The sequence below is a fragment of the Rhodobacter sp. NSM genome, assembly GCF_052244495.1.
Lineage (GTDB): Bacteria > Pseudomonadota > Alphaproteobacteria > Rhodobacterales > Rhodobacteraceae > Cereibacter_A.
On sequence record NZ_JBQPXH010000003.1, the window covers coordinates 1 to 24992 of the forward strand.

Genomic DNA, 24992 nt, shown 5'->3' on the forward strand with positions numbered 1-24992 from the left:
CGCGGGCCGGGCCCCGGGGGGGCCCGGCCACCCCCCCGCGGCCGGCCGCGGCGCGGGGGGCTGTCTGCCCCCCGGCCGCCCCGGGACGGGGCGGCTCCCCCCGAGGATACTTGAACGAGAATGAAGCTCAGGGCCGCAGTCGTGCCAGCCATTCCTGACCGCGGGCGCGGTTCACCCCGAGGTCGCTCTTGCCGAAGCGCGAGCGGGCGAAGAGGGTGACGTCGGTTCCGCCATCCTCGGCCGCCACGAGGCGGACGGAGGTGAAGTCCGGAAAGCCCCACCATTTCGTGCGGGTGATCCAGGTGCGGTGGAAGCCCTCGCCCGCCATCGGCCGGGTGCGTGGCCAGGACGAGGCGATGGCCTCGAGCTGCGCCGCCACCTGATCGGGCGGCAGCGCGATGTGCAGCGGCTCCACGTCGCCGCCCGGCGCTGCGAGGAAGCTGTTGTCGGCGCCCCGCTCGGTGACCGTCAGCGGATCGGCATGCCAGGCAGCGGGTTCGTTCGGCGAGAAGCGCACATAGGCCATCAGGCCGCCGACGATGACGACGAGGGCGAGAAGAAGATAGCTCATCCGTTTCATTCCTTGCGCCTTCTCCAACCGTAGAGACAGATCAACTCGTAAGCCACATGGGCGCCCGCCACGGCGGTGATGCCGGACGGGTCATGGGGGGGCGAGACCTCGACCACGTCGCCGCCGACGATGGCGAGGCCGGCGAGGTCGCGCAGGATGGCCGAAGCCTGCCACGAGGCGAGGCCGCCCCAGACCGGAGTGCCGGTTCCGGGCGCGAAGGCCGGGTCGAGCGCGTCGATGTCGAAGGTGACATAGGCCGGCTGTTCGCCCGTGATGGCACGCACCCGGCGGGCGACCTCCGCGGGGCCCTGCTCGTGCACGCTCCGCGCGTCGATCACGTTCATGCCCAGCCAGTCGGGCGTGTCGGTGCGGATGCCGACCTGCACCGAGCGGGCGGGATCGACCAGACCCTCCTTGACCGCCTTGTACATGAAGGTGCCGTGGTCGATCCGGTCGGGATCGTCGTCGGCCCAGAGGTCGGAATGGGCGTCGAACTGCACGACCGAAAGCGGACCGAAGGCGGCGGCATGGGCGCGCAGGATCGGCAGGGTGATCGAATGGTCGCCGCCGAGGGTGATCGTGCCCGCTCCCGCCGCAAGGATGCCCGCGACATGCGCGGTCAGGCGCGCCGGAAACTCGGCAGTGCGGGCGTAGTCGAAGGCGAGATCGCCGTAATCCACCACCGTCATCTCGTCGAGCGGGTCGAAGCCCCAGCCGAAGGGCCGGTCGTAGGGCTGCAGCGTCGAGGCCTCGCGGATGGCGCGGGGGCCGAAGCGGGTGCCCGGCCGATTCGTGACCGCCTGGTCGAAGGCCACGCCCGTCACGGCGAGGTCGACACCGGTCAGATCCTTGGTGTAGCGCCGGCGCAGGAAGCTCGTCGCCCCGGCGAAGGCGTTTTCGTAGGCATAGCCGCGCGACCCCGGCCGGACGAAGGCCGTGTCCACCTCGTTCTTCGCGTCTTCGAGAGCCATGCGTCCTTCCCGGGCCGGTTGTCGGTCGGCAGTCTAGCCAAGCGCGCGCGCCGCGCCAGCCCCGGGCGCGGCTTCCGCCTGTCTCTGATGCCCCTCTGCCCAGCGGTGCTGGATCCACTGGCAGCAGGTGCTCCCCTTTGCGGCTCCGGTGCCCGTCTGCACTTGGGCGCTGGATCCGTTGGCAGCACGCGCCCCGGTCCGCGGCTCCGATGCCCGTCTGGGCAGGGGCTGGACCGCGGGCGTCGGGACCTCAGTGTCCGAGCGGCTGGGCCCGTTCGACGAGGCGGACGAAGAAGCTCGCGCCCAGGGGTGCTGCGGCGTCGTTGAAATCATAGGCGGGATGGTGCAGGCCCGCCCCCGGGCCCGTGCCGAGGAAGAGATAGGCCCCCGGCCGCGATTCGAGCATGTAGGCGAAGTCCTCCGACCCCATCTCGCGGTTGGCATTCGCCTCCACGCCCGCCTCGCCTGCGATCTCGGAGGCGACTTCGGCGGCAAAGGCGGCCCGCGCCGGATCGTTGACCGTCGGCGGATAGCCCAGCTCGTAATCGATCTCGACCCGGACGCCATAGGCCGCGGCATGGCCCTCGACGATCTCGATGAAGCGGCGGCGGACGAGGTCGCGCACCTCGGGCGTGAAGGTGCGGATCGTGGCGCAGAACCAGCCGTCCTCGGGGATGATGTTCGAGGCCGATCCCGTGTGGATCTGCGTGACCGACAGCACGAGGTCGTCGAGCGTGTAGAGGTTGCGCGAGATGATCGTCTGCAGCGCCTGAACCATGCCCACGATGGCGACCACCGGATCGACCGTTTCGTGCGGCGTGGCGCCATGGCCGCCCTTTCCGATCACCCGCACGGTCGCCGTATCCACCGCGGCCATCAGCGGGCCCGGCGCGGTCACGAACCGGCCGAGCGGCACGTTCGGCGCGTTGTGGATGCCGAACACCTGCGCGATGCCGAACCGATCCATCACGCCCTCGCGCACCATGACCTCTCCGCCGCCGCCATCCTCCTCGGCCGGCTGGAAGAGAAGCGCGACGCGCCCCGAAAAGCGCCGGGTCTCGGCCAGATAACGCGCGGCGCCGAGCAGCATCGTCACGTGACCGTCGTGCCCGCAGGCGTGCATCAGGCCCGGCACGGTCGAGGCATGGTCGGCGCCCGTCAGTTCCTCGATGGGCAGCGCGTCCATGTCGGCCCGGAGCCCGATCGTCGGCCCCTCGCCCTGCCCCTCGATGATCGCCACGATCCCCGAGGTGGCGATGCCCTCGTGGATCTCGTCCACGCCGAAGTCGCGCAGCCGCTCGACGATGAAAGCGGCGGTGCCGTGGCAGTCGAACCGCAACTCGGGGTGGCGATGGAGGTGGCGACGCCAGGCCGTCATCTCCTCCGCGTAATCGGCGATGCGGTTGACGACGGGCATGGGAGACTCCTGAAGAAATGGTCAGACGCGCAAGGAAACCGAATTCCGGCGCGGCTGCAAGGCGAAGGCGGCGCGCCGACGCTGCGTCAGCGCGCGAGCAGGTGCAAGCCGTCGGGTCGCGGATCCGGCGCGGCAGGCGCATCCCCTGCATCGTCGATCGGGCCGCGGGGGCACGATGTCCGCGTCGCTCCGGCTTTCGGTTTACCCCCGCGCCGAGGCCAGCTATTCCCTCAGGGTCCGATCCAGCGCGAGCGTGCCCATGTCCGATCCCTTCGTCACCGGCCCCGGCCTCCCGCGGCTCCTCGCCATCATGGCGCGCCTGCGCGACCCCGAGAAGGGTTGCCCTTGGGACGTTGAACAGACCTTCGCCACGATCGCGCCCTATACGCTCGAGGAGGCGCACGAGGTCGCCGATGCCATCGCGCGCGAGGACTGGGACGACCTGCGCGGCGAATTGGGTGACCTGCTGCTGCAGACGGTCTTCCACGCCCGCATGGCCGAGGAGCGGGGTCTCTTCGACTTCGAGGCCGTGGCGGCGGGGATCGCCGACAAGATGATCGCGCGCCACCCCCATGTCTTCGGGGACGAGTCGCGCGACAAGTCGGCCGAGCAGCAGACGGCGGACTGGGAGAAGATCAAGGCCGCCGAGCGCGCGGGCCGCGCACAGGCCGGCGTGCTCGACGGCGTGGCACTGGGGCTGCCCGCGCTCACCCGCGCGGTGAAGCTGCAGAAGCGCGCGGCGCGGGTCGGCTTCGACTGGCCCGGCACGGCCGAGGTGCTGGACAAGATCGTCGAGGAGGCGCGCGAACTGGTCGAGGCGCGGGACGAACTGACCGCCGAGGAAACCTTTGAGGAGTTCGGCGACCTCCTCTTCGTAATCGCCAATCTCGGACGACATCTGCAGGTCGATCCGGAAGCCGCCCTGCGCGCCGCCAATGCGAAATTCACCCGGCGCTTCGAGCGCATCGAGGCGCTTCTTGCCGAGGATGGCCGGCGGCCGGAGGACAGCAATCTTGAAGAGATGGACGCGCTCTGGGACCGCGCGAAGGCCGAAGAACGAAGCTGAGCGCAGGCCGAAACCTGAGGATTGGACTCAGGCATTGACGGCCGGACGTATCCTGAATATTGGTCGGGATATTCCTGACAAAAGAGGTCAACCATGCGTCACTCCGCTGCTCCGCTCGTTGCGCTCGCGCTCGGCGCCGCTGCCGCACCCGCCCTTGCCGAAGAGGTGAACGTCTATTCGCACCGCCAGCCGGAACTCATCCAGCCGCTCGTGGACGCGTTCAGCGCCCAGACCGGCATCGACGTCAACGTGGCCTTCGTGGACAAGGGCATGGCAGAGCGACTCGCGGCCGAAGGAGACCGCTCGCCCGCCGATCTGGTGCTGACGGTGGACATTGCGCGGCTGATGCAGGTGGTCGAGGCGGGCGTCACGCAATCCGTCGAGTCGGACGTGCTGGCCGGGAACATTCCGGCCGAGTTCCGCGATCCCGAGGGCCACTGGTTCGGGCTGACCAGCCGCGCCCGGATCGTCTACGCCTCGAAGGAGCGCGTGGCCGATGGCGAAGTCACGACCTACGAGGATCTCGCCTCGGACAAGTGGAAGGGGCGGCTCTGCACGCGCTCCTTCACCAACGATTACAACGTAGCCCTGACCGGGGCCATGATCGCGCATCACGGCGTCGAGGAGACCGGCGCCTGGCTCGAGGGCGTGAAGGCCAATCTGGCCCGCAAGCCCGAGGGCGGCGACCGCGACCAGGTGAAGTCGATCTGGGCCGGCGAATGCGACATCAGCCTCGGCAACACCTACTACATGGGCCAGATGGTCAATGATCCCGAGCAGAAGGAGTGGGCCGAATCGGTCCGCATCGTCTTCCCGACCTTCGAGGAGGGTGGCACGCACATGAACATCTCGGGGGTCGCCATGACGCGCGCCGCGCCGAACCGCGAGGCTGCGCTGAAGTTCATGGAGTGGCTCTCGTCCGACGAGGCGCAGCGGATCTATGCCGAGACGAACCACGAGTTCCCGGTAAAGGCCGGCGTCCCCCGCTCGGATCTGGTCGAGAGCTGGGGCAACTTCACGCCGGACGCGCTCGGCCTCGTCGAGGTTGCGGCCCAACGCGCGGCCGCGCTGAAGCTGATCGAGACCGTGGACATCGACGGCTGACGACGAAGGTCCCAATGCCGCCGGACCACATGCCGTCCGGCGGCGCGATATCCCCTCCTGCCGGGGAAACGCGACGAACCTCGGGCGCGAGCACCTGCCTCCGAACCGGGGACCGCGACGGCGGGTCGGGTTCGGTCCGCATGGACAAGCCGGCCGCCTTGCGCTCTGGTGCCTCTACCCAGCCTAAGGAGACGACATGACGACAGCCCGCCGGATCATCATCGACACCGACCCGGGACAGGACGACGCCGTGGCGATCCTGCTCGCGCTGGCGAGCCCCGAGCTGGAGGTTCTGGGCATCACGGCCGTCGCGGGCAACGTGCCGCTGGCGCTGACGCAGAGGAATGCCCGCATCATCTGCGAAATCGCGCAGCGCACCGACGTGCCCGTCTTCGCAGGCTGCGACGCGCCGCTCGTGCGGAAGCTGGTGACGGCCGAGCATGTCCACGGCAAGACCGGGCTCGACGGCCCGGTGCTGGCGGATCCGACAATGCCGCTGCAGGACCGTCACGCCGTGGACTGGCTGATCGAGACCCTGCGCGCGGAGCCTTCGGGCAGCATCACGCTTTGCCCGCTCGGGCCGCTCACCAACATCGCCACCGCGCTGCAGCGCGCCCCCGACATCGCGCCCCGCATCCGCGAGATCGTGCTGATGGGCGGCGCCTATTTCGAGGTGGGCAACATCACCCCCTCGGCCGAGTTCAACATCTACGTCGACCCCGAGGCTGCGCAGATCGTCTTCGGCAGCGGCGTGCCGCTCGTGGTGATGCCGCTCGACGTGACGCACAAGGCGCTCACCAACGCGGTGCGCGTCGAGCGTTTCCGCGCGATGGGCACCCACGCAGGGCGCATGGTCGCCGAATGGACCGACTTCTTCGAGCGCTTCGACCGCGAGAAATACGGCTCGGAAGGCGCGCCGCTGCATGATCCCTGCGTCATCGCCTGGCTGCTGAACCCCGATCTGTTCCTCGGCCGGCACATCAATGTCGAGATCGAGACCGAAGGCCGGTTCACCACCGGCATGACAGTTGCCGACTGGTGGCGGGTGAGCGATCGCGCGCCCAATGCCCTCTTCATGCGCGACCTCGACGCCGAGGGCTTCTTTGCCCTCCTGACCGAGCGCATCGCCCGGCTTTGAGAGCCTTCGCACGGCCGGCGGCGGATCAGGACAGGGGCAGCGTGACGATGAAGCGGCTGCCCTGCCCCAGCTCGCTCTCGATCCGGAACCGCCCGCGGTGCCGGTTGATGATATGCTTGACGATGGCAAGGCCGAGGCCCGTCCCGCCCTTCTCGCGCGAACGATGGTTGTCGACGCGATAGAAGCGCTCGGTCAGGCGCGGCAGGTGGATCGCGTCGATCCCCTCGCCCCGGTCGATGACCTCGATCCGCACCGCAGGGCCGAGCCGCGCGAGGCCTTCGGGATCACGTGTCACCTCGACCGTGACGAGCTTGCCGGAAGCGCCGTATTTCACCGCGTTCTCAATGAGGTTGTGGAAGACCTGCGTCAGCTGATCCGGATCGCCCGGCAGCGAGATCGGCCCGACCTCGCCCTTGCGGGTGATCTCGACGCCGGCCGCCTCTGCCATGGGCCTCAGTGCCGCCGTCGCCTGCGCAATCACCGCCGAGACATCGACCGGCGTGGTGGGTCGCACCCGCTCCTCGGTCTCGACCCTGCTGAGCGAGAGGAGATCCTGCACAAGGCGGTTCATCCGTCCCGCCTCGCGCGCCATGATCGCGAGGAACCGCTCCCGCGCGGCGGCATCGTCGCGGGCGGCACCCTGCAGGGTCTCGATGAAGCCGAGAAGGGCCGTCAGCGGCGTTCGCAGCTCGTGGCTCACGTTCGCAACGAAATCGCGGCGGATCGCCCCCATCTGCTCCTGCTCGGTGATGTCCTCGAAGGCGCAGAGCGCACATCGCTCACCCTTGATGGGCACCGGCGTCACCGTCACACGATAGGTCACCTCGCGCGAGGGGCCGGTGATGATGTGACGCGCCCGCCCCGGCCGGTCGAGCCGGAGCGCGCCCTCGATCGCGTCGAGCAGTGCCGGCTGGCGCATGGCCATGACATAATGCCTCGCGACGCTGGCCGCTCCGAAGAGCCTCTGCGCCGGCGCGTTCGCCGCCCGGATGCGTTCGTCCGGGCCGATCAGCACGAGCGGCAGAGGCACGCCTTCCAGAAGCCGAGCTGCGTCTTCCGCCTGCATTCCCGTTTCCATCCGCCTCGTTTCCCTCCTGCCATGCCCGGCGGCCGGTGCGGCCGCCGCTCCGGCCGCGGCCGAAGCGCGCCGGACGCGCCCGGCAGCGGTCGCCGGGCGAGTCACCCCGAAACCCATGCGCCGAGGATCATGACAGCAAGATGACAGTCCTGCGACACGAACCCTCGGACAGCCGTCGCACGGGGCTCGCGCCGTCGGCCTCGCCGTGTCGTGGGGTTTGGCGACGGAGGGTCCGGCGCCCGGCGCGCAGCGCGGTCGATCACCGGGCAGCACGACATGATCGTGTCGCCCGGCGCGTGCGGTTTCGACGGGTCGCCGCGACGTCGCCCGTCTGGACGCCAAGGCGGGGCGCCGCGCGGAGCGCGGTCAGGCGTCGTGCGCCGCGGCAACCCCTGCCGAGAAATCCCGGATGAGCAGGTCCACGTCCTCGACCCCCACCGAGATCCGGAAGAAGCCCTCGGAAATCCCGAGCTTCTCCCGCACCTCGGGCGCGACCGCCCGATGCGAGGACGAGGCGGGATGCGAAAGGGTCGTGCCCACGTCGCCCAGCGTCGGCGCGAAGGCCACCTGCGGCATCGCCCGCGTCAGCGCATTGGCCGCAGCCCGGCCGCCGTCGAGCTCGAAGGAGAGCATGTTGCCGCCGCGCCGTCCCAGCAGCGAGACTGCCCGCGCATGATCCGGGTGATCGCTGCGCAGCGGATAGATCACCCGCCGGACGCCCGGCAGGCCCGCGAGGTGCTCAGCCAGCCGCATTGCGTTCTCCTCGGCACGGTCGTAGCGGAGGTGGAACGAGAGCATCCCCCGCTCGGCAAGCCAGCAGTCGAAGGGGCTGGGCGTCAGGCCGGTGGTGACCGCGAAAAGCTCGACTGCCCGGCGATGCTCGGCCGCCCGGCAGGCGACATAGCCGAGCGTCACGTCGGAATGTCCGGCGAGCAGCTTCGTCACCGAATGGATCACGATGTCGGCCCCATGCTCGAAGGGCCGGATGCCGCGCGGGGTCGAGAAGGTGCTGTCCACCGCGAGAAGGATCCCCCGCTCGCGGCAGAGCGCGGCGATGCCGTCCAGATCGGCCACGCGAAGCGTGGGGTTCGAGACCACCTCGATCAGAACGAGCTTCGTCTCGGGCCGCAGCGCCGCAGCGACGGCCGCCGCATCGGTGGCATCCGCCAGCGTCGTCGCGATCCCCAGCCGCGGCAGGTCCTCGGCCATCATCCGCAGCGAGCGGCCGTAGAGCTGGTCCCCGCCCAGCACATGGTCGCCCGCCTTCAGCAGCCCGAGCAGCACTGCGGTAACCGCCGCCATGCCCGATCCGAGGATGATCCCGCCCTCGGCGCCCTCCAGTGCGTCGATCTTCCGCGCCAGCACCTCGGCGTTGGGATGGCCCTCGCGGGCATAGGTGAAACCCTTGACCTGCCCTGCATATTGCGCGTCAAGCTGGTCAGGGTCGAGCGAGGCATAGACCACCGAGGGCTGCAGCGGCGTGACCACCGGCCGGCTCACGCTTTCGGGCCAGGGCGTCCGGCGCACCAGCCCCTCGGGAATGTCGTCGCGATCCGCCACCGGTCTTCTCCTTCTTCCGACCGGGCGGCCAGGCGCCGGCCTCTTCTGTCTCTGCAACTCTTCCGGCCGGAAGGTCGGGCGCCGGCCTCATCTTTCCGTGCAGGGTCTTCCGAACGCACGGTCAGGCGTCAGCCTCAAGGGGTCCCGAGGGCAGCCCACAAACGCCGCGGCGCGGGCTTCCCGCCGTCTCAGACGGCCGTCATGCCGGCCCGGAAGCGGCGGGCATTCGCGGCATAACCCTCGGCCGAGGCCATGAGCCGTGCCCGCTCCTCCTCGGTCAGTTCACGCACCACCTTGCCCGGTGCCCCTTTCACGAGCGAGAAGTCGGGGATCTCCTTGCCTTCGGTGATGAGAGCGCAGGCGCCGATCAGGCAGAACCGGCCGATCCTGGCGCCGTTGAGCACCGTGGCGCCCATTCCGATCAGCGTGCCTTCGCCGATGGTGCAGCCGTGCAGCATCGCCTTGTGTCCGATGGTGCAGTTCGCGCCGATGGTCAGCGGATAGCCCCAGTCGGTGTGGAGGACCGAATTCTCCTGCACGTTGGTATTCGCGCCGATCACGATCTCCTCGTTGTCGCCGCGCAGCGTCGAGCCGAACCAGACCGAGCTTCCGGCGCCAAGCACCACCTTGCCGATCACGTTGGCATCCGGCGCTACCCAGGCCTCGGCGTCGATCCTGGGCGCCACCCCGTCCAGTGCATAGATCATCTCGTCTCGAACTCCCCGTTGAGGCCGCGCACGAAGTCCATCAGGTCCGGCTGTCGGTCGCGGCGCAGACGTTCGGCCGAGAGGATCATCTTCAGCTGTTCCTCCGCAAGGTCGAGATCGCGATTGATCAGCACATAATCATACTCCGCCCAGTGGCTGATCTCGTCCTTCGAGCGCGCCATGCGGGTCGCGATGACCTCCTCGCTGTCCTGCGCCCGCGAGCGGAGGCGGCGATCCAGCTCGCCGATCGAGGGTGGCAGCACGAAGATCGACACCACGTCCCGGCCTAGAGAGGAGTTGCGGATCTGCTGTCCGCCCTGCCAGTCGATGTCGAAGAGCGTGTCGTGCCCCTGCGCGAGCGCGGCCTCGACCGGAGCCTTGGGCGAGCCGTAGAAATTGCCGAAGACCTCGGCATGTTCGAGCATGTCGCCCGCGGCGACGGCCGCGAGGAACTCCTCGCGCGTGCGGAAGTAATAGTCGCGCCCGTCCACCTCGCCCGGCCGGGGCGCGCGGGTGGTCGCCGAGACCGAGAAGCGGATCGTCGGATCCCAGGCCGTGAGGCGCTTTGAAAGCGTCGATTTGCCCGCACCGGACGGCGAGGAGAGGATGAGGAGAAGTCCGCGCCGCGCCAATGCCTTACTCCACGTTCTGAATCTGCTCGCGCATCTGGTCGATGACGGTCTTGAGGTCGAGCCCGAGCCGCGTCAGCGCCAGCGACTGCGCCTTGGAGCAGAGCGTGTTGGCCTCGCGCATGAACTCCTGCACGAGGAAGTCGAGGCGGCGCCCGACCGGTCCGGTCTCCTCCAGCAGGGCACGCGCCGCCACCACATGGGCGGCCAGCCTGTCGAGTTCCTCGGTCACGTCCTGCTTGACGGCGAGAAGCGCCAGCTCCTGCGCGATGCGGGTCTCGTCGAGGGTCTCTCCGGCCGAAATCAGCCGCGCCAGATTTTCGCGAAGCGTGGATGGCGCGGCCTCGCGGCGGGCCTCGGCCTCGGTCTTGGCCTCGGCGGTCAGCGCGTCGATCCGGTCCAGCTGTCCCGAGATCAGCCGCGCCAGCGCCTCGCCCTCGCCGCGCCGCATGGCGGTGAAGGCCGACAGAAGGTCGGGCAGTTCCGCCAGCAGCGCCGCGCGCAGCGGCGCAGTGTCCTCGATCCCGGTCCCCTGCTCCAGCACGCCGCGGAGCGCGAGGACATCGGTCGCGCTCGCCGGGCGCAGGTCGAGACCCGTGCCGCGCGCCGCGGCCGCCACTTCGCCCATGGCCCGCAGCACCGCGTCGAGCGTCGCGAGATTGACCCGCAGCCCCTCGGTGGAACCCTCGGCCGCAACCTTCAGCGTGAGGCTCACGCTGCCGCGCTGCAGCGCGCGGCCCAGTTCCGCCCGGATCGCCGGCTCGAGCCCCTCGATCCAGTCCGGCACCCGAAGCCTGAGGTCGAGCCCCTTGCCGTTCACCGAACGCAGCTCCCACAGCCAGGAATGGCCCTCTCCCTGGCCCTTCCGCGTGGCAAAGCCGGTCATCGAGCTGATCATGCAGTTCTCCCCGACCACCGCCATCCGTCCGTTTACCATCGTCTCAGAATTTTCACCCCGAGATACGAAAGGAGGGGTAGATTAACATTTGGATAACCATTGCGGCCGGCGCCCCGGCATCGGCTGCAGCGGCGCATAGCAGAGCGGTGGATGCGCGGCAACCCGCGTGGCCGAAGGGAAACGGGAGAGAAGTCATGGGCATGAGGATTGGCGGAACCGGGATCGGACGGGCGGGCGGCGGCGGGCGCGCGGGCGTCGACCCGCAGTCGATCCCGCTCGTGCGCGGCTACTGGCAGGAACTGCGCCGCCGGTCGGGCGGAGCCTTGCCCCGCCGGGCCGACATCGACCCCCGCCGCATCGGCGACGCGCTCACCTGCGCCTTCCTTGCCGAGCGGATCGCACCGGGCATGGCCCGCTTCCGCCTCGCCGGGATGCATCTCGCCGACCTGATCGGGATCGACGTGCGCGGTATCCCGATCTCGACCATGTTCGACTTCGAGTCGCGCGCGCGCCTTGCGGAGGTGCTGGCTCAGGTCTTCACCGGGCCGGGCGTGGGAGAGGTCTGGATCGAATCAGCGGGTACGCTGGGGCGGCAACCGCTCACGGGACGGCTGCTTCTGCTGCCGCTCCGTGCGGAGGAGGAGTTGCCGCTCATCTTCGGCTGCCTCGTGACCGAAGGCGAGATCGGCCGCGCGCCCCGCAGGCTCTCGATCACCCGCTCGGCCGTCGAGATGCTCGATACCGCTCCCGCCGGCAAGCCCGCGCTGCGCATCCATCTGCCGGACTTCGCAGCGGCCGGCTTCGATCCCGCCCCGCCGCCGCCGCGCGCCAAGCCCGGCCGGTCACATCTTCGGCTGGTGAAATCGGACTGAAGCCCTGATGGGAAAGCCGCCCCACAGGGCGGCTTCTGCCATTTGTATCAGGAGGTTGCGCAGCAAACCTTGCACCTAGCTCCGAACTGCGTGCCGTCAGAGCGCCACGCGGCGGGCGGCCTCGCGCATCGTCGTCAGTTCCTCCGCGACGAGGAAGGCCAGTTCGAGCGACTGCGAGGCGTTGAGGCGCGGGTCGCAGGCGGTGTGGTAGCGGTTCGACAGATCCTCGTCCGTCACGGCGCGCAGGCCGCCGGTGCATTCCGTCACGTCCTGACCCGTCATCTCGAAATGCACGCCGCCGGGGATCGTGCCCTCGGCCTTGTGGATCGCGAAGAACTCGCGCACCTCGCGCAGCACCGAGTCGAAGGGACGGGTCTTGTAGCCCGACGCCGCCTTGATCGTGTTGCCGTGCATCGGGTCGCAGCACCAGAGCACCTTGGCGCCCTCTTCCTGCACGGCCTTGATCAGCCGCGGCAGGTGATCGCCGACCTTGCCGGCCCCGAAGCGCGCGATCAGCGTCAGCCGCCCCGCCTCGTTCGCGGGGTTGAGCCTGGCCATCAGCACCTTCAGGTCCTCGACCGTGGTCGAGGGGCCGCACTTGAGCCCGATCGGGTTCAGGACCCCGCGGCAGAATTCCACATGAGCGCCGTCGATCTGGCGCGTCCGGTCGCCGATCCAGATCATGTGACCCGATCCCGCGACGGGCTGGCCGGTGATCGAGTCGATCCGGCACATCGCCTCCTCGTATTCCAGCAGCAGCGCCTCGTGCGAGGTGTAGAAATCCACCGTCGAAAGGTTGTGCGAGGTCGAGCCGTTGACTCCCGCCGCCGTCATGAAGTCCAGCGCATCCGAGATCCGGTTCGAGACCTCGCGGTAGCGCTCGGCCTTGTCCTGCTCCGAAAAGCCCAGCGTCCAGCTGTGCACGCGGTGGATGTCGGCATAGCCGCCCGTGGAAAAGGCGCGCAGCAGGTTCAGCGAGGCCGCCGCCTGGGTATAGGCCTGAAGCATCCGCTGCGGATCCGGAATGCGCGCCTCGGGCGTGGGCTCGAAGCCGTTGATGATGTCGCCGCGATACGAGGGAAGCTCCTGCCCGGCGACCATCTCGGTCGGAGCCGAGCGCGGCTTGGCGAACTGGCCCGCCATGCGCCCGACCTTCACCACCGGCACCTTCGCGCCGTAGGTCAGCACGATGGCCATCTGCAAAAGCACGCGGAACGTGTCCCGGATGTTGTCGGCCGAGAATTCCGAGAAGCTCTCCGCGCAGTCGCCGCCCTGCAGCAGGAAGGCGCGGCCCTCCGCCGCTTCCGCCAGCGCAGTCCTCAGCTTGCGGGCCTCTCCGGCAAAGACCAGCGGAGGATATTTCGCAAGCTGCGTCTCGACCGCTTCGACGGCGGCGGCGTCCGGATAGTCGGGCATCTGGATGCGTGGCTTGGCGCGCCAGTCGGTCTTGGTCCAGCCCCTGGTCATGACGGCTCCTCCGGAAGCTTTCGGTCTGGGGCGCGATATACGGAAACCCTGGCGGCTTGGGAAGCGGAATTGGCCCAACTAGCACCTTGAAGGGTACCTCGTTTCCTGTTTCACAGGGCTGTAAACGACGCACAAGGTCGCATCATGACGATTTCCCCTGCCAAGGCGGCTTCCCCGGACAGGGGCTTTCGCCCTCGCCGCTTCGTCTTCCTGCTGCTCGACCGCTTCACCATGATCTCCTTTGCGGGTGCGATCGAGCCACTCCGGATTGCGAACCGCGTCTCCGGCCGGACGCTCTATTCCTGGGCGCTGGCGGGAGAGAACGGCACGGAGGCCGTCTGCTCGAACGGGGCCGCCTTCCGGCTCGACATGGGACTGGGCGAGATCGAGCGCGAGGACGTGCTCCTCGTCTGCGGGGGCATCGACGTGCAGAAGGCGACGACCCGCGGCATCGTGAACTGGCTGCGGCGCGAGGCCCGGCGGGGGGTCACCATCGGCGGTCTCTGCACCGGCGCTTATGCGCTGGCGAAGGCGGGGCTTCTGGACGGAAAGAAGGCCACCATCCACTGGGAGAACCAGGACGGCTTCACCGAGGAGTTCGAGGAGGTCCGGCTCACCAAGTCGGTCTTCGTGATGGACGGCAACCGCCTGACCACGGCGGGGGGCACGGCCTCGATCGACATGATGCTGAAGATCATCGCGCGCGATCAGGGCGACGACATCGCGAACACCGTCGCGGACCAGCTCATCTATTCCTCGATCCGGACCGATCAGGACACGCAACGCCTCTCGATTCCGACGCGGATCGGGGTGCGGCACCCCAAGCTCTCCGAGGTGATCCGCGCCATGGAGGCCAACATCGAGGATCCGATCAGCCCGGCCGACCTTGCCGAGGAGGTGGGCATGTCGACCCGCCAGCTCGAGCGCCTGTTCCGCCGCTACCTCAACCGCTCGCCGAAGCGCTACTACATGGAACTCCGGCTGCAGAAGGCGCGCAACCTGCTGATGCAGACGGACATGAGCGTTATCAACGTGGCGCTCGCCTGCGGTTTCGCCAGCCCCTCGCATTTCTCGAAATGCTACCGGTCGCATTACGCAACCACCCCCTACCGAGAGCGTGGAACGCAGGGCGCGTCGGCAGCGACGGAGGGCAGGTCCGGCTAGACTGCTCCGGCAGTCCTCCTGCATCATCCGTGCGGATCGCTGCCGGCTCGTGGAGTCCCGGTGCCGCGCGTCCGGGTCCCGCGCCCCGTTTGGCCAGGGCCGGCTCACACTTCCCCGATGTCGGCGATTCGCATTTCCGGCCCCCGGAGCCGGAGAATGAAGGGGCGGACGGCGCAGGCAGCGTCGTGCCGACCGGCCGCGCCCGTGATGCCGCCGCTCCGACCGCGGCGGAACGTCGCGGCGGATGGGTCCGCAGGCGTTAGTTCAATCCTAAAGGTTGTAAGGCAATCCGGTCGGTGAGGTTCCAGACGCCGGCCTCGTTCGGCAGAACGGCACCACCTATTGTTTCGCTGCCGCTCGTCGATGCCGCCAAGGCAGGTCGGGCTCATTCTCGCAAATACGTACGGCTGCTGCGGTGACTGCCGCAGGATCCGCCTGCCCGCCGATCTGCACAGGATTGCCGATGCCATGAAGACAGACGCTGCCCTGGTTCCGCCGAAAGGTCTTCCACGGTTTGCCGTCACGTCAGCGGTGCCTGTCCGTCGCCACCCGCACAGCGCGACACGGCTGCGGCCAAGTCTCGCTCGCGTCCTCCGAATCCTACGAGGCGGCCGTCCCCAGCCCGGCCGCGAACGTTCACCAGGAAGCGTATGATGAGATTTACCGTCAAACTCAAGCTAATCGTCACCTTCGGCCTGATCCTCGCCCTGAGCGGCGTGGCCACCGCCATCGCCATCTCCAGCATGGACAAGCTCAACGACCGGTTGACCGAAGTGATCGACATCGACGTCCGGAAGGTGCTGCTGACGCAGAGCCTGAACGAGAACCAGCTCAGCGTGAAGGGATACATGCGCGACCTCATCCTCGCCGATTCCGAAGACCAGCGGAAGGCCGCGATCGAGAAGATGGAAACGGCACGCGCCGAACAGCGCGCGTCCTTCGATGAGCTGGTGTCCATCGTGCACGATCCGGCACGCGCGGCGGTACTTTCCGACTACAAGCGGCTCTGGGACGAGGTGAACGTGACGAACGCGAAGGTCGTGGAACTGGCCGCTGCCGGTGACACCGCCGGGGCTGAGCGCCTGATCGCCGACAAGGAGCAGATGGCGCGACAGCAGCAGCGGATCGACCTGATCACCGATCTGCGCTCGCGGCTCATGTCGGACCTCGACGAGGCCAAGGGCCAGACCGATGCCCTCTATTCCTCGTCGGCCCGCGACCTGATGCTCCTCGTCGCGGCATCGGGTGCCATCGGGCTCCTTGCCGCTGCCTGGATCGTGCTGACCGTCTCTCGCGGTCTCGCGAAGGCGATCGCGGCGACCCGGCGCGTGGCGGAAGGCGATCTGACGACGATGGCAGAGGCCACCGGCCGGGACGAACTGACGGACCTGCTGCAGGCGTCGAACACCATGGTGCAGAAGCTGCGCGAGATCGTGGGCAACGTCTCGGGTGCGGCGCGCGAGGTGGCGTCGGGCAGTGCAGAAATGGCGGCAACCTCCGAGCAGCTCAGCCAGAGCGCCAACGAGCAGGCCTCGGCCACCACCGAGGCTTCCGCCTCCGTCGAGCAGATGACGGCGAATATCAAGCAGACCGCGGACAACGCGGCGCAGACCGAGACCATGGCGGGCAAGTCCGCCTCGGATGCCCGCGAAAGCGGTCGCGCGGTGGCCGAGGCCGTCGAGGCCATGCAGGCCATCGCCGAGAAGATCATGGTCGTGCAGGAGATCGCCCGGCAGACCGACCTTCTCGCGCTCAACGCAGCCGTCGAGGCGGCCCGGGCGGGCGAGCATGGCCGCGGCTTCGCGGTCGTGGCCTCGGAGGTGCGCAAGCTTGCCGAGCGCAGCCAGACCGCCGCTTCCGAGATCTCGACCCTCTCGGCCAGCACGGCTCGCACCGCCAACGTGGCCGGCGAGATGCTCGAGCGCCTCGTGCCGGACATCGAACGCACGGCACGGCTGGTCAGCGACATCTCGGTCGCCTCGCGTGAGCTCTCCACCGGAGCCCAGCAGGTGGCCGCCGCCATCGAGCAGCTTGACAAGGTCACCCAGCAGAACACGTCGGCCTCCGAGCAACTCTCCACCGGCGCCATGGAACTCTCCGGTCAGGCGGAGCATCTCGACGGCACCATCTCCTACTTCCGCACCGGCGAAACGACCCTGCGCAAGGCCAGCACGCCCAGGCCGGCCGCGGCCGCCACCAGAACGCGGCAAACCGCGGCGCCTGCTCCGCGCAGATCCGGAGGGTTCGACCTCGACATGACCATTTTCGGTGACGACCTCGATGCCGGCTTCGCCCGGACGGACGCCGCCTGATCGGACGGCTGCGCTCATCCCCCCCGGTCGCGCCCCATCGCGACCGGGGGCATCTCGGGCCACGCGGATCCGGGACGGCATTGGCCGCTTCGCCACGAACCGGTGGCGCGTCGCCCTGGTTGCTTTCACGCACCCGGAAGCAGATGTGCCCGGGCAGGAGGGGGCGGCGCTCCGGGCACAGAAGAAGCCCGGATAGGAAGGGGTCGACCTCCTGAACGATCGCCTTCCGGCCGCGGAAGAGGCCCGGGCTGGAAAGGGCCTCCGCCACGCCCAAGGCCCCGGCTCTCCGTGCTCTGAAGAGGTGACGACGCCGCCGGGCGGCAGGGTCGTGCGCGCAACTCACAGCCGACAGTGAGGACGATGGCCGGTCGTCCGGGGCATGCTGTCCGCTTCAGGAAGCGGCGGGTTCCGGTGCCTCGCGGCGGCGCGATGCTCCCTTTTCTTTCGCCATCCGGCAAATTAGGGTCTGCGGCAGGATTTCGATCCAATCAGGGAGACAAGAAATGAAGAAGCTGCTTCTGGCCGGCACGGCCACTGTAGCGCTTGCCGGGGCCGCGACCGCAGAGGACGTCAAGCTCGGCATCATCCTGGGCTTCACCGGCCCGCTCGAATCGATCACGCCGAACATGGCCTCCGGTGCGGAACTCGCGATCGAGGAAGTGAACGCGGCGGGCAGCCTGCTGGACGGCTCGAAGATCACCGTGGTGCGCGGCGACTCGACCTGCGTGGACGCGGCTGCGGCGACGGCCGCCGCCGAACGCCTGGTGACCTCCGACAAGGTGCAGGGGATCATGGGGGCCGACTGCTCTGGCGTGACCGGCGCCATCCTGCAGAACGTCGCCCGGCCGAACGGCACCGTGATGATCTCGCCCTCGGCGACCTCGCCGGCGCTCAGCCAGGCCGAGGACGACGGGCTCTTCTTCCGCACCGCGCCCTCGGACGCCCGGCAGGGTGAAGTCATCGCCGAGATCCTGAAGGAACGCGGCATGAGCTCGGTCGCGATCACCTACACCAACAACGACTACGGCAAGGGCCTCGCCGACTCGATCCAGGCGGCCTTCGAAGCCGCGGGCGGCGACGTCACGATCTCGGCCGCCCACGAGGACGGCAAGGCCGACTATTCGGCCGAAGTCGCGGCGCTGGCGGCGGCGGGCGGCGACATGCTGGTCGTCGCGGGCTACGTCGACCAGGGCGGCAAGGGCGTCATCCAGGGTGCGCTGGACACCGGCGCCTTCGAAACCTTCTTCCTGCCCGACGGCATGTATGGCGACTCGCTGGTCAGCGCGATCGGCCCGTCGCTCGACGGCTCGTTCGGCACCGTGCCGGGCACCGACAGCGAGGGTGCGACGAAGATCCTCGAGATGGCCGAGCAGGCGGGCTTCGACGGTACCTCCTCCTATGTCGGCGAGAGCTACGACGCGGCCGCGCTGATCCTGCTCGCGATGCAGGCGGCGGGCTCCTCCGCGCCGGGCGACTACAAGTCGAAGGTCGAGGAAGTGGCGAACGCGCCGGGAGAAAAGATCTATCCGGGCGATCTCGCAAAGGCGATCGAGCTGCTGAAGGCGGGCACCGACATCGACTACGTCGGTGCGACCAATGTCGAGCTCGTGGGTCCGGGCGAAAGCGCGGGCAGCTTCCGAGAATATACCGTGAAGGACGGACAGTTCGTCACGGACCGCTTCCGCTGAGCGAAAAGGCGGTATAAGGGACCGGCACGGCCCGGGGCGCAGGAGCCCCGGGCCGTTGCCATTGAGAAAGACCCGGCGGCGTGCGGGAGGGCGCGAACCGGCGGGCGAAGGGGAAACAATGATTGCAGTCGAGAACCTGCACAGGCATTTCGGCGGTTTTCGCGCCGTCGATGGCGCCTCGCTGAAGATCGGCACCCGCACGATCACCGGGCTCATCGGACCGAACGGCGCAGGAAAGACCACTCTGTTCAACGTGATAGCCGGACGGCTGCCGCCCACCTCGGGCCGGGTGACCATGGACGGCGAGGAGATCACGGGCCTGCCGCCGCACGAGCTTTTCCACAAGGGGCTGCTGCGCACCTTCCAGATCGCCCACGAGTTCGGCTCGATGACCGTGCGCGAGAATCTCATGATGGTTCCGGCGCGCCAGTCCGGAGAGACGCTCTGGAACGCGTGGTTCCGCCGCGGCGCGGTCGCGGCCGAGGAGCGGCGGCTGCGCGACAAGGCCGACGAGGTGCTAGAGTTCCTGACGATCTCGCATCTCGCCGACGAGAAGGCCTCGAACATCTCGGGCGGGCAGAAGAAGCTGCTGGAACTCGGCCGCACCATGATGGTGGATGCCAAGATCGTCTTTCTCGACGAGGTGGGCGCGGGCGTGAACCGGACGCTCCTGAACACGATCGGCGACGCCATCGTGCGGCTGAACGAAGAGCGCGGCTATACCTTCTGCGTGATCGAGCATGACATGGATTTCATCGCCCGCCTCTGCAACCCGGTCATCTGCATGGCCGAGGGCAAGGTGCTGGCGGAAGGCACGGTCGAGGAAGTGAAGAACGACGAGCGGGTGATCGAGGCCTATCTCGGCACCGGGCTGAAGAACAAGGTGGTGGGTCATGCGTGAGACCTCCGGCGCCGTGCGGGGGGCTGCCGTGGAAGCCTCCGGCGGGGATATTTGGGCGAGAATGAAGGGGCACGTCCCTGCGGGAGGCCGCCGTGGCTGAGCCCTTCCTCATCGGCGAGAGCATGACGGGCGGCTATGGCGCCGCCGACATCCTGCACGGCTGCACCCTGGCCGTGGAGAAGGGCCAGATCGCGGTGATCGTGGGCCCGAACGGTGCGGGCAAGTCGACGGCCATGAAGGCTGTCTTCGGGATGCTGAAGCTGCGCGCGGGCCATGTGAAGCTGGAGGGCGAGGACATCACCGCCCTGACGCCGCAGGCGCGCGTGGCCAAGGGCATGGCCTTCGTGCCCCAGACCCACAACATCTTCACCTCGATGACGGTGGAGGAGAACCTCGAGATGGGCGCCTTCCTGCGGCGTGACGACATCCGGGGCACGATGGAGCAGGTCTACGAGCTGTTCCCGATCCTGAAGGACAAGCGCCGGCAGGCCGCGGGCGAGCTTTCGGGCGGGCAGCGCCAGCAGGTGGCCGTGGGCCGCGCGCTGATGACCCAGCCGAAGGTCCTGATGCTGGACGAACCGACGGCGGGCGTCTCGCCCATCGTGATGGACGAGCTTTTCGACCGGATCATCGAGGTGGCGCGCACCGGCATCTCGATCCTGATGGTCGAGCAGAATGCCCGGCAGGCGCTGATGATCGCCGACAAGGGCTATGTCCTCGTGCAGGGCGCCAACCGCTTCACCGACACGGGGCCCGCGCTGATGGCCGACCCCGAGGTGCGCCGTTCCTTCCTCGGGGGTTGAGAGATGGACATCCTGAACGCCCTTGTGGCCTTCCTCAATTTCGTCTTCGTGCCGGGTCTCGCCTACGGGGCGCAGCTGGCGCTGGGGGCGCTCGGCGTCACGCTGATCTACGGGATCCTGCGGTTCTCGAACTTCGCCCATGGCGACACGATGGCCTTCGGCACGATGGTGACGATCCTCGGCACCTGGGGGCTGCAGGCGGCGGGGGTGACCGGGGGGCCGCTGCCCACCGCGCTGCTCGCCCTGCCCCTGGGCATCGCGGTGACGGCGGCGCTGGTGCTGGCGACCGACCGAGCGGTCTACCGCTTCTATCGGCGGCAGAAGGCGGCGCCGACCATCCTCGTCATCGTCTCGCTGGGCGTCATGTTCGTGATGAACGGGATCGTGCGCTTCATCATCGGCGTGGAAGAGATCGGCTTCGCCGACGGCGAGCGGTTCCTGATCACCGCGGGCGATTTCCGCAGGATGACCGGGCTTTCGGAAGGGCTCGCCATCAAGACCACGCAGGCGATCACGGTGGTGACCGCGATGATCGTGGTGGCGGCGCTCTTCTGGTTCCTGAACCGCACCCGCACCGGCAAGTCGATGCGCGCCTTTTCGGACAACGAGGACCTGGCGCTGCTCTCGGGCATCAACCCCGAGCGGGTGGTGGCCGTGACCTGGATCCTGGCCGCGGCACTGGCCACGACGGCGGGTGTGCTCTACGGGCTCGACAAGAGCTTCAAGGCCTTCACCTACTTCCAGCTGCTGCTGCCGATCTTCGCCTCGGCCATCGTGGGCGGGCTCGGCAGCCCGATCGGCGCCATCGCGGGCGGCTTCGTCATCGCCTTCTCGGAAGTGACGGTGACCTATGCCTGGAAGAAGGTCGCGACCTACCTCTTGCCTGACGCGCTGGCGCCGGACGGGCTCGTGCAGCTCATGTCCACCGACTACAAGTTCGCGGTGAGCTTCGCGATCCTCATCATCGTGCTGCTGTTCATGCCCACCGGGCTCTTCAAGGGGAAATCGGTATGAACCGCACCCTCCTCCTCTTCGCCTTCGTGGCGCTGCTCTTCGTGGGGACGGGCGTCCTGCAGAGCTGGAACTCGGCGCTCGGCATCCTGAACATGGCGCTGATCTCGGCGATCATGGCGCTCGGCGTGAACATGCAATGGGGCTATGCGGGCCTCTTCAACGTGGGCGTCATGGGCTTCGTGGCGCTCGGCGGCCTTGCGGTGGTGGTGACGGCGGCGCAGCCGGTGCCGGGGGCCTTCGTTGCCGGCGGCTGGGGCGTCCTTGCCGCGCTGGCGCTCGGCGCGGCCACGATCGGCGGGGCCGTGGCGGTCTGGCGGCGGATGCCGAAGGGCTGGACGCGGACGGCGGCGCTGCTCGCGGTGCTGATCGGCGGCTTCTTCGCCTATCGCGCCATCTTCGACCCGGCCGTTGCTGCCATCGAGGCGATCAACCCGGCGCTCTACGGCAACATCGGCGGCCTCGGTCTGCCGGTGCTGCTGGCCTGGCCTGCAGGCGGGCTCCTCGCGGCCATTGCCGCCTGGGCCATCGGCAAGACGGCGCTCGGTCTGCGGTCGGACTACCTCGCCATCGCGACGCTCGGCATCGCCGAGATCATCATTGCGGTGATGAAGAACGAGGACTGGCTCGCCCGCGGGGTCAAGAACATGATCTCGCTGCCCCGCCCGGTTCCCTACGAGGTGGATCTCCAGCAGAGCGCGGGTTTCGTCGCCTGGTCTCAGGGCTGGGGGTACGATCCCGTGACGGCCTCGGCCATCGTGGTGAAGCTCTGCTATGCAGCGCTCTTCCTGGCGGTGCTGGCGATCATCGTCACGCTGTCGGAACTGGCGCTCAGATCGCCCTGGGGCCGGATGATGCGCGCGATCCGCGACAACGAGGTGGCGGCCGAGGCCATGGGCAAGGATGTCACCCGGCGCCACCTGCAGATCTTCGTGCTGGGCGCGGCCGTCATCGGCGTGGCCGGCGCGATGATGACGACGCTCGACAGCCAGCTCACGCCGGGCACCTACAACCCGCTGCGCTTCACCTTCCTCGTCTGGGTGATGGTGATCGTGGGCGGCTCGGGCTCGAACTGGGGCGCTGTGCTGGGCGGCTTCCTGATCTGGTGGCTCTGGGTCATGGTCGAGCCGATCGGCCTTGCCTTCATGGGGGCGATCACCTCGGGCATGGCGGATGGATCCTGGCTCAAGGCGCATCTGCAGGATTCGGCGGCGCACATGCGACTGCTGACCATGGGACTGATCCTGCTTCTCGTGCTGCGCTTCTCGCCGCGCGGACTGATCCCCGGGCGCTGAGGTGACGGCGCCCGCCCCCGTCGTGTTGCTGCTGGCGGCGGGGGCATCCAGTCGGATGCGCGGGACGGACAAGCTGCTCGAGCCGGTGGGGGGCGAGCCGCTTCTGCGGCGTCAGGCGCGCCGGGTGATCGAGGCAGGGCTCCCGCTGGTGGTGACGCTGCCCCCCCATTCGCCCGCGCGTCAGGCGGCGCTCGAGGGGCTCACGCTGACCCCGGCCGTGGTGGAGGATGCCGGAGAGGGAATGGCGGCCTCGATCCGGCAGGGCCTGCGCGCTGCGCCGGAAGAGGCGGCGGTGATCCTCCTCCTCGCCGACCTCCCGGAGATCGAGGCGGCCGACCTGACCCACATCGCCGGCCTTCACCGGGCGGACCCGGCTGCCATCCTCCGCGCAACGGCGGCGGACGGGAGACCCGGACACCCGATCCTCTTCCCGGCCGATCTTCGCCCGCAACTCGCCCGACTTCAGGGTGACCGCGGGGCGCGGGATCTCCTCGCCGCCGAGGCCGGGCGGCTTCGCCTCGTCGCGCTCGCGGGAGAGCGCGCGATCACCGATCTCGACACGCCCGAGGACTGGGCGCGCTGGCGGCAGACCTCCGATTTGTGACGAGGCACGCGAGCGCAATGGCGGCTGCCCTCAAGCAGGACGGGCGCGCCTTTCAAGCGGTCCACGACGCGAAAATCAGAAAGGGGCTCCCGGAGGAGCCCCTTTCAGCATCGGCCTGCCTTGGGGGGATGCCGTGCCGATGCCTTGCCTGTCAGCGAACGAGGACGTCCACCTTTTTCGGGGTCACGACCGGGCGTGCGGCCTGATAGGCGGCCACGCCGTCTCTGCTGCGCAAGCTGGGGAAAAGTTCGAGCAGCTCGTTCCGCTGGGCATTGCCCATCCCGTTGATCAGCCGTTCCGTCGGCTGGAAGCTCTCCGTCCAGACGCCGTTCGCCAGAACCACCTCGTGCCGGTCGAACATGAAGTGGATATAGGTGACGCCCCCGGATTCAAGGTCGCGGATGCCACGCGGGCCGACGAGGTGCTTCGCGGCAACCAGCGCCTCGAGCTCATCGAAATGAATCTGCGTGCGGTCGCGCGTCACGAGGATGCGATGGTTCGGGCTGACCATCATGTCGCGGTCGGGCAGGTCCGGGCCAAGGCTGCCCTTCTCGATCAGCACGGGCTTCAGATGCGGATGGGCCACGATCAGCCCGTGGTCGAGCTTGCGGGCGGCGATCCAGCGGATCGGCTGGATCCCGTTGTCGCGCGTGATGACCTTGTCGCCCACCACCAGCTCGTCCACCGCCACTTCGCCGCGCGGCGTGGCGATCAGGGTGCCCGGCGTGAAGCAGGCCACGACCAGGTTCCCGCGGGTTCGGCTGCGCATCAGTTCAGACATGATCCACCCTCCGCCTGCCCGCTCCTCGAGATCCGGACCTGGCGGCGGCCAGATGGTGCGGATTGGGATGCTTCAGCTCCGGACGTGGCGAGCCGGAGACGACAAGAGGCAATATGAAAAGCGTTACGATCAAATTAATCCGGCCTCTAGCCGCGTCTGAAATTCCGATCCGCACCCTTGGCCGAAGGATCTGCATCCGTCGCAGCAAGGCCCGGCCCCGCCAATGCGGGATAGGAAAAATCTAACCTTTGCCGCGCGTTGGACAAAGAGAAAACGGGAAACGGCCGGCGTGGGCCGGTCCCCGGCAGAGCCGATTCATGGTTTTCATGCTGCAGTCGCACAACCGCCGATGGCACAATCGGCGGATCGCGCACTGGATGTGAAAGCTCGCGCGAAACGCGATACGGCCAAGCGCGCAAGGCGCTTGACCCGAGACAAGGCGATGCTCCGGCGTCGCCCTCCAGAATCCGGCAGGGGCTTGCACAACCGAGGCTTGAAAGATCGCTCACCTCGCCCTGCGCGGTTCCTGATGGTCGCTCAGACACCCTTCGGGCAGAAAAAACATCGGCTTGCCGCGAATCAACGCCTGCCGGAACGTGCGCGGCAGGAGGGCGGAGAAGGCCCTTGGCAAACCTCGGGCGACGGGATCTCTCGGACCGTCCCTCCCGTTCGGTTCCTCGGATAGAGGGGCCCGTGCCATAAACCGCAAGGGGATACGCCGCGGCTAGCGTGGGCCGCGCAGCAGTATCGGATCAGCGGGCTGACCCTTTATGGCCGATGCCGCAAAAGGGAGGACCGCAAACTTCTCGGGATCTGGTGCGGCTGGTCGGACTCGAACCGACACTCCGTGAGGAAAGGGTGTTTGAGACCCCCGCGTCTACCATTCCGCCACAACCGCACGCGAGGCACGATTTAGCCTGCAGCCCGTCGGGCGTCAATCTGGACGGCGGGACGT

22 protein-coding genes and 1 tRNA gene are annotated in these 24992 nt (G+C 68.4%); 12 read left to right on the forward strand and 11 right to left on the reverse strand.

Going from position 1 to position 24992, the window contains the following annotated elements; translation table 11 throughout:
- Positions 1 to 127: 127 nt before the first annotated feature.
- The 3 genes from ACTVZP_RS07095 to ACTVZP_RS07105 all read right to left on the reverse strand — a co-directional run bounded on the left by ACTVZP_RS07095 (position 128) and on the right by ACTVZP_RS07105 (position 2959).
- Positions 128 to 571 (reverse strand): DUF1499 domain-containing protein, encoded by a 444-nt coding sequence (locus ACTVZP_RS07095; protein ID WP_443211443.1) that lies wholly within the window; start codon positions 569 to 571, stop codon positions 128 to 130.
- Between the two features lie 5 nt (positions 572 to 576).
- Complete coding sequence (gene speB, locus ACTVZP_RS07100; RefSeq protein WP_443211444.1) at positions 577 to 1542, reverse strand: agmatinase; 966 nt, start codon at positions 1540 to 1542, stop codon at positions 577 to 579.
- A 250-nt stretch (positions 1543 to 1792) separates the two neighbouring features.
- Complete coding sequence (locus ACTVZP_RS07105) at positions 1793 to 2959, reverse strand: M20 aminoacylase family protein (RefSeq protein WP_443211445.1); 1167 nt, start codon at positions 2957 to 2959, stop codon at positions 1793 to 1795.
- A 259-nt stretch (positions 2960 to 3218) separates the two neighbouring features.
- On the opposite strand from ACTVZP_RS07105, the gene mazG reads away from it, so the two are divergent.
- The 3 genes from mazG (at position 3219) to ACTVZP_RS07120 (ending at position 6267) form a co-directional block, all read left to right on the forward strand.
- On the forward strand, positions 3219 to 4025 hold the full coding sequence (mazG, locus tag ACTVZP_RS07110) for a nucleoside triphosphate pyrophosphohydrolase (protein ID WP_443211925.1): 807 nt from the start codon (positions 3219 to 3221) through the stop codon (positions 4023 to 4025).
- Between the two features lie 93 nt (positions 4026 to 4118).
- Positions 4119 to 5129 carry a Fe(3+) ABC transporter substrate-binding protein gene (locus ACTVZP_RS07115; RefSeq protein WP_443211446.1) on the forward strand — a complete coding sequence of 337 codons (1011 nt, stop codon included), beginning with the start codon at positions 4119 to 4121 and terminating at the stop codon, positions 5127 to 5129.
- Between the two features lie 196 nt (positions 5130 to 5325).
- Positions 5326 to 6267, forward strand: coding sequence for a nucleoside hydrolase (locus tag ACTVZP_RS07120; RefSeq protein WP_443211447.1), 942 nt, complete (start codon positions 5326 to 5328; stop codon positions 6265 to 6267).
- Positions 6268 to 6292: 25 nt separating this feature from the next.
- Here the strand turns inward: ACTVZP_RS07120 and ACTVZP_RS07125 are convergent, their stop codons facing one another.
- From ACTVZP_RS07125 to ACTVZP_RS07145, 5 genes are all read right to left on the reverse strand, one after another.
- Positions 6293 to 7333 (reverse strand): sensor histidine kinase, encoded by a 1041-nt coding sequence (locus ACTVZP_RS07125; protein WP_443211448.1) that lies wholly within the window; start codon positions 7331 to 7333, stop codon positions 6293 to 6295.
- Positions 7334 to 7711: 378 nt separating this feature from the next.
- The gene (locus ACTVZP_RS07130; protein WP_443211449.1) at positions 7712 to 8905 is read right to left on the reverse strand and encodes a trans-sulfuration enzyme family protein; all 1194 of its coding nucleotides are present in this window, start codon (positions 8903 to 8905) and stop codon (positions 7712 to 7714) included.
- 188 nt (positions 8906 to 9093) lie between these two features.
- Positions 9094 to 9612, reverse strand: a complete 519-nt coding sequence (locus ACTVZP_RS07135) for a gamma carbonic anhydrase family protein (protein WP_443211450.1) — start codon at positions 9610 to 9612, stop codon at positions 9094 to 9096.
- The gene (gmk, locus tag ACTVZP_RS07140) at positions 9609 to 10244 is read right to left on the reverse strand and encodes a guanylate kinase (RefSeq protein ID WP_443211451.1); all 636 of its coding nucleotides are present in this window, start codon (positions 10242 to 10244) and stop codon (positions 9609 to 9611) included. The genes ACTVZP_RS07135 and gmk overlap by 4 nt, the downstream gene beginning before the upstream one ends.
- Before the next feature lie 4 nt (positions 10245 to 10248).
- Positions 10249 to 11139 (reverse strand): YicC/YloC family endoribonuclease, encoded by an 891-nt coding sequence (locus tag ACTVZP_RS07145; protein WP_443211452.1) that lies wholly within the window; start codon positions 11137 to 11139, stop codon positions 10249 to 10251.
- A 194-nt stretch (positions 11140 to 11333) separates the two neighbouring features.
- On the opposite strand from ACTVZP_RS07145, the gene ACTVZP_RS07150 reads away from it, so the two are divergent.
- A complete protein-coding gene (locus ACTVZP_RS07150) occupies positions 11334 to 12011 on the forward strand; it encodes a PAS domain-containing protein (protein ID WP_443211453.1) in 678 nt (225 codons plus the stop codon).
- 96 nt (positions 12012 to 12107) lie between these two features.
- Here the strand turns inward: ACTVZP_RS07150 and ACTVZP_RS07155 are convergent, their stop codons facing one another.
- Positions 12108 to 13478: a class II 3-deoxy-7-phosphoheptulonate synthase gene (locus ACTVZP_RS07155; protein WP_443211454.1), complete on the reverse strand. Its 1371-nt coding sequence runs from the start codon at positions 13476 to 13478 to the stop codon at positions 12108 to 12110.
- Positions 13479 to 13622: 144 nt separating this feature from the next.
- Between ACTVZP_RS07155 and ACTVZP_RS07160 the strand changes: the two genes are divergently transcribed.
- From ACTVZP_RS07160 to ACTVZP_RS07195, 8 genes are all read left to right on the forward strand, one after another.
- Positions 13623 to 14642: a GlxA family transcriptional regulator gene (locus ACTVZP_RS07160; protein ID WP_443211455.1), complete on the forward strand. Its 1020-nt coding sequence runs from the start codon at positions 13623 to 13625 to the stop codon at positions 14640 to 14642.
- Positions 14643 to 15295: 653 nt separating this feature from the next.
- Positions 15296 to 16954, forward strand: coding sequence for a methyl-accepting chemotaxis protein (locus tag ACTVZP_RS07165; RefSeq protein WP_443211456.1), 1659 nt, complete (start codon positions 15296 to 15298; stop codon positions 16952 to 16954).
- A gap of 503 nt (positions 16955 to 17457) precedes the next feature.
- Entirely contained in the window at positions 17458 to 18642 is a 1185-nt protein-coding gene (locus ACTVZP_RS07170) for an ABC transporter substrate-binding protein (RefSeq protein ID WP_443211457.1), read from the forward strand.
- Between the two features lie 118 nt (positions 18643 to 18760).
- Positions 18761 to 19543, forward strand: a complete 783-nt coding sequence (locus ACTVZP_RS07175) for an ABC transporter ATP-binding protein (RefSeq protein ID WP_443211458.1) — start codon at positions 18761 to 18763, stop codon at positions 19541 to 19543.
- Between the two features lie 92 nt (positions 19544 to 19635).
- Positions 19636 to 20346, forward strand: coding sequence for an ABC transporter ATP-binding protein (locus ACTVZP_RS07180; RefSeq protein ID WP_443211459.1), 711 nt, complete (start codon positions 19636 to 19638; stop codon positions 20344 to 20346).
- Positions 20347 to 20349: 3 nt separating this feature from the next.
- Positions 20350 to 21360: a branched-chain amino acid ABC transporter permease gene (locus tag ACTVZP_RS07185; RefSeq protein ID WP_443211460.1), complete on the forward strand. Its 1011-nt coding sequence runs from the start codon at positions 20350 to 20352 to the stop codon at positions 21358 to 21360.
- The gene (locus ACTVZP_RS07190) at positions 21357 to 22652 is read left to right on the forward strand and encodes a branched-chain amino acid ABC transporter permease (protein ID WP_443211461.1); all 1296 of its coding nucleotides are present in this window, start codon (positions 21357 to 21359) and stop codon (positions 22650 to 22652) included. The genes ACTVZP_RS07185 and ACTVZP_RS07190 overlap by 4 nt, the downstream gene beginning before the upstream one ends.
- Position 22653: 1 nt before the next feature.
- Complete coding sequence (locus ACTVZP_RS07195) at positions 22654 to 23256, forward strand: nucleotidyltransferase family protein (protein WP_443211462.1); 603 nt, start codon at positions 22654 to 22656, stop codon at positions 23254 to 23256.
- Positions 23257 to 23407: 151 nt separating this feature from the next.
- On the opposite strand, the gene ACTVZP_RS07200 is transcribed toward ACTVZP_RS07195, so the two are convergent.
- Positions 23408 to 24037, reverse strand: coding sequence for a Hint domain-containing protein (locus tag ACTVZP_RS07200; protein WP_443211463.1), 630 nt, complete (start codon positions 24035 to 24037; stop codon positions 23408 to 23410).
- Positions 24038 to 24851: 814 nt separating this feature from the next.
- A tRNA-Leu gene (locus tag ACTVZP_RS07205) sits at positions 24852 to 24935 on the reverse strand.
- Positions 24936 to 24992: the final 57 nt, after the last annotated feature.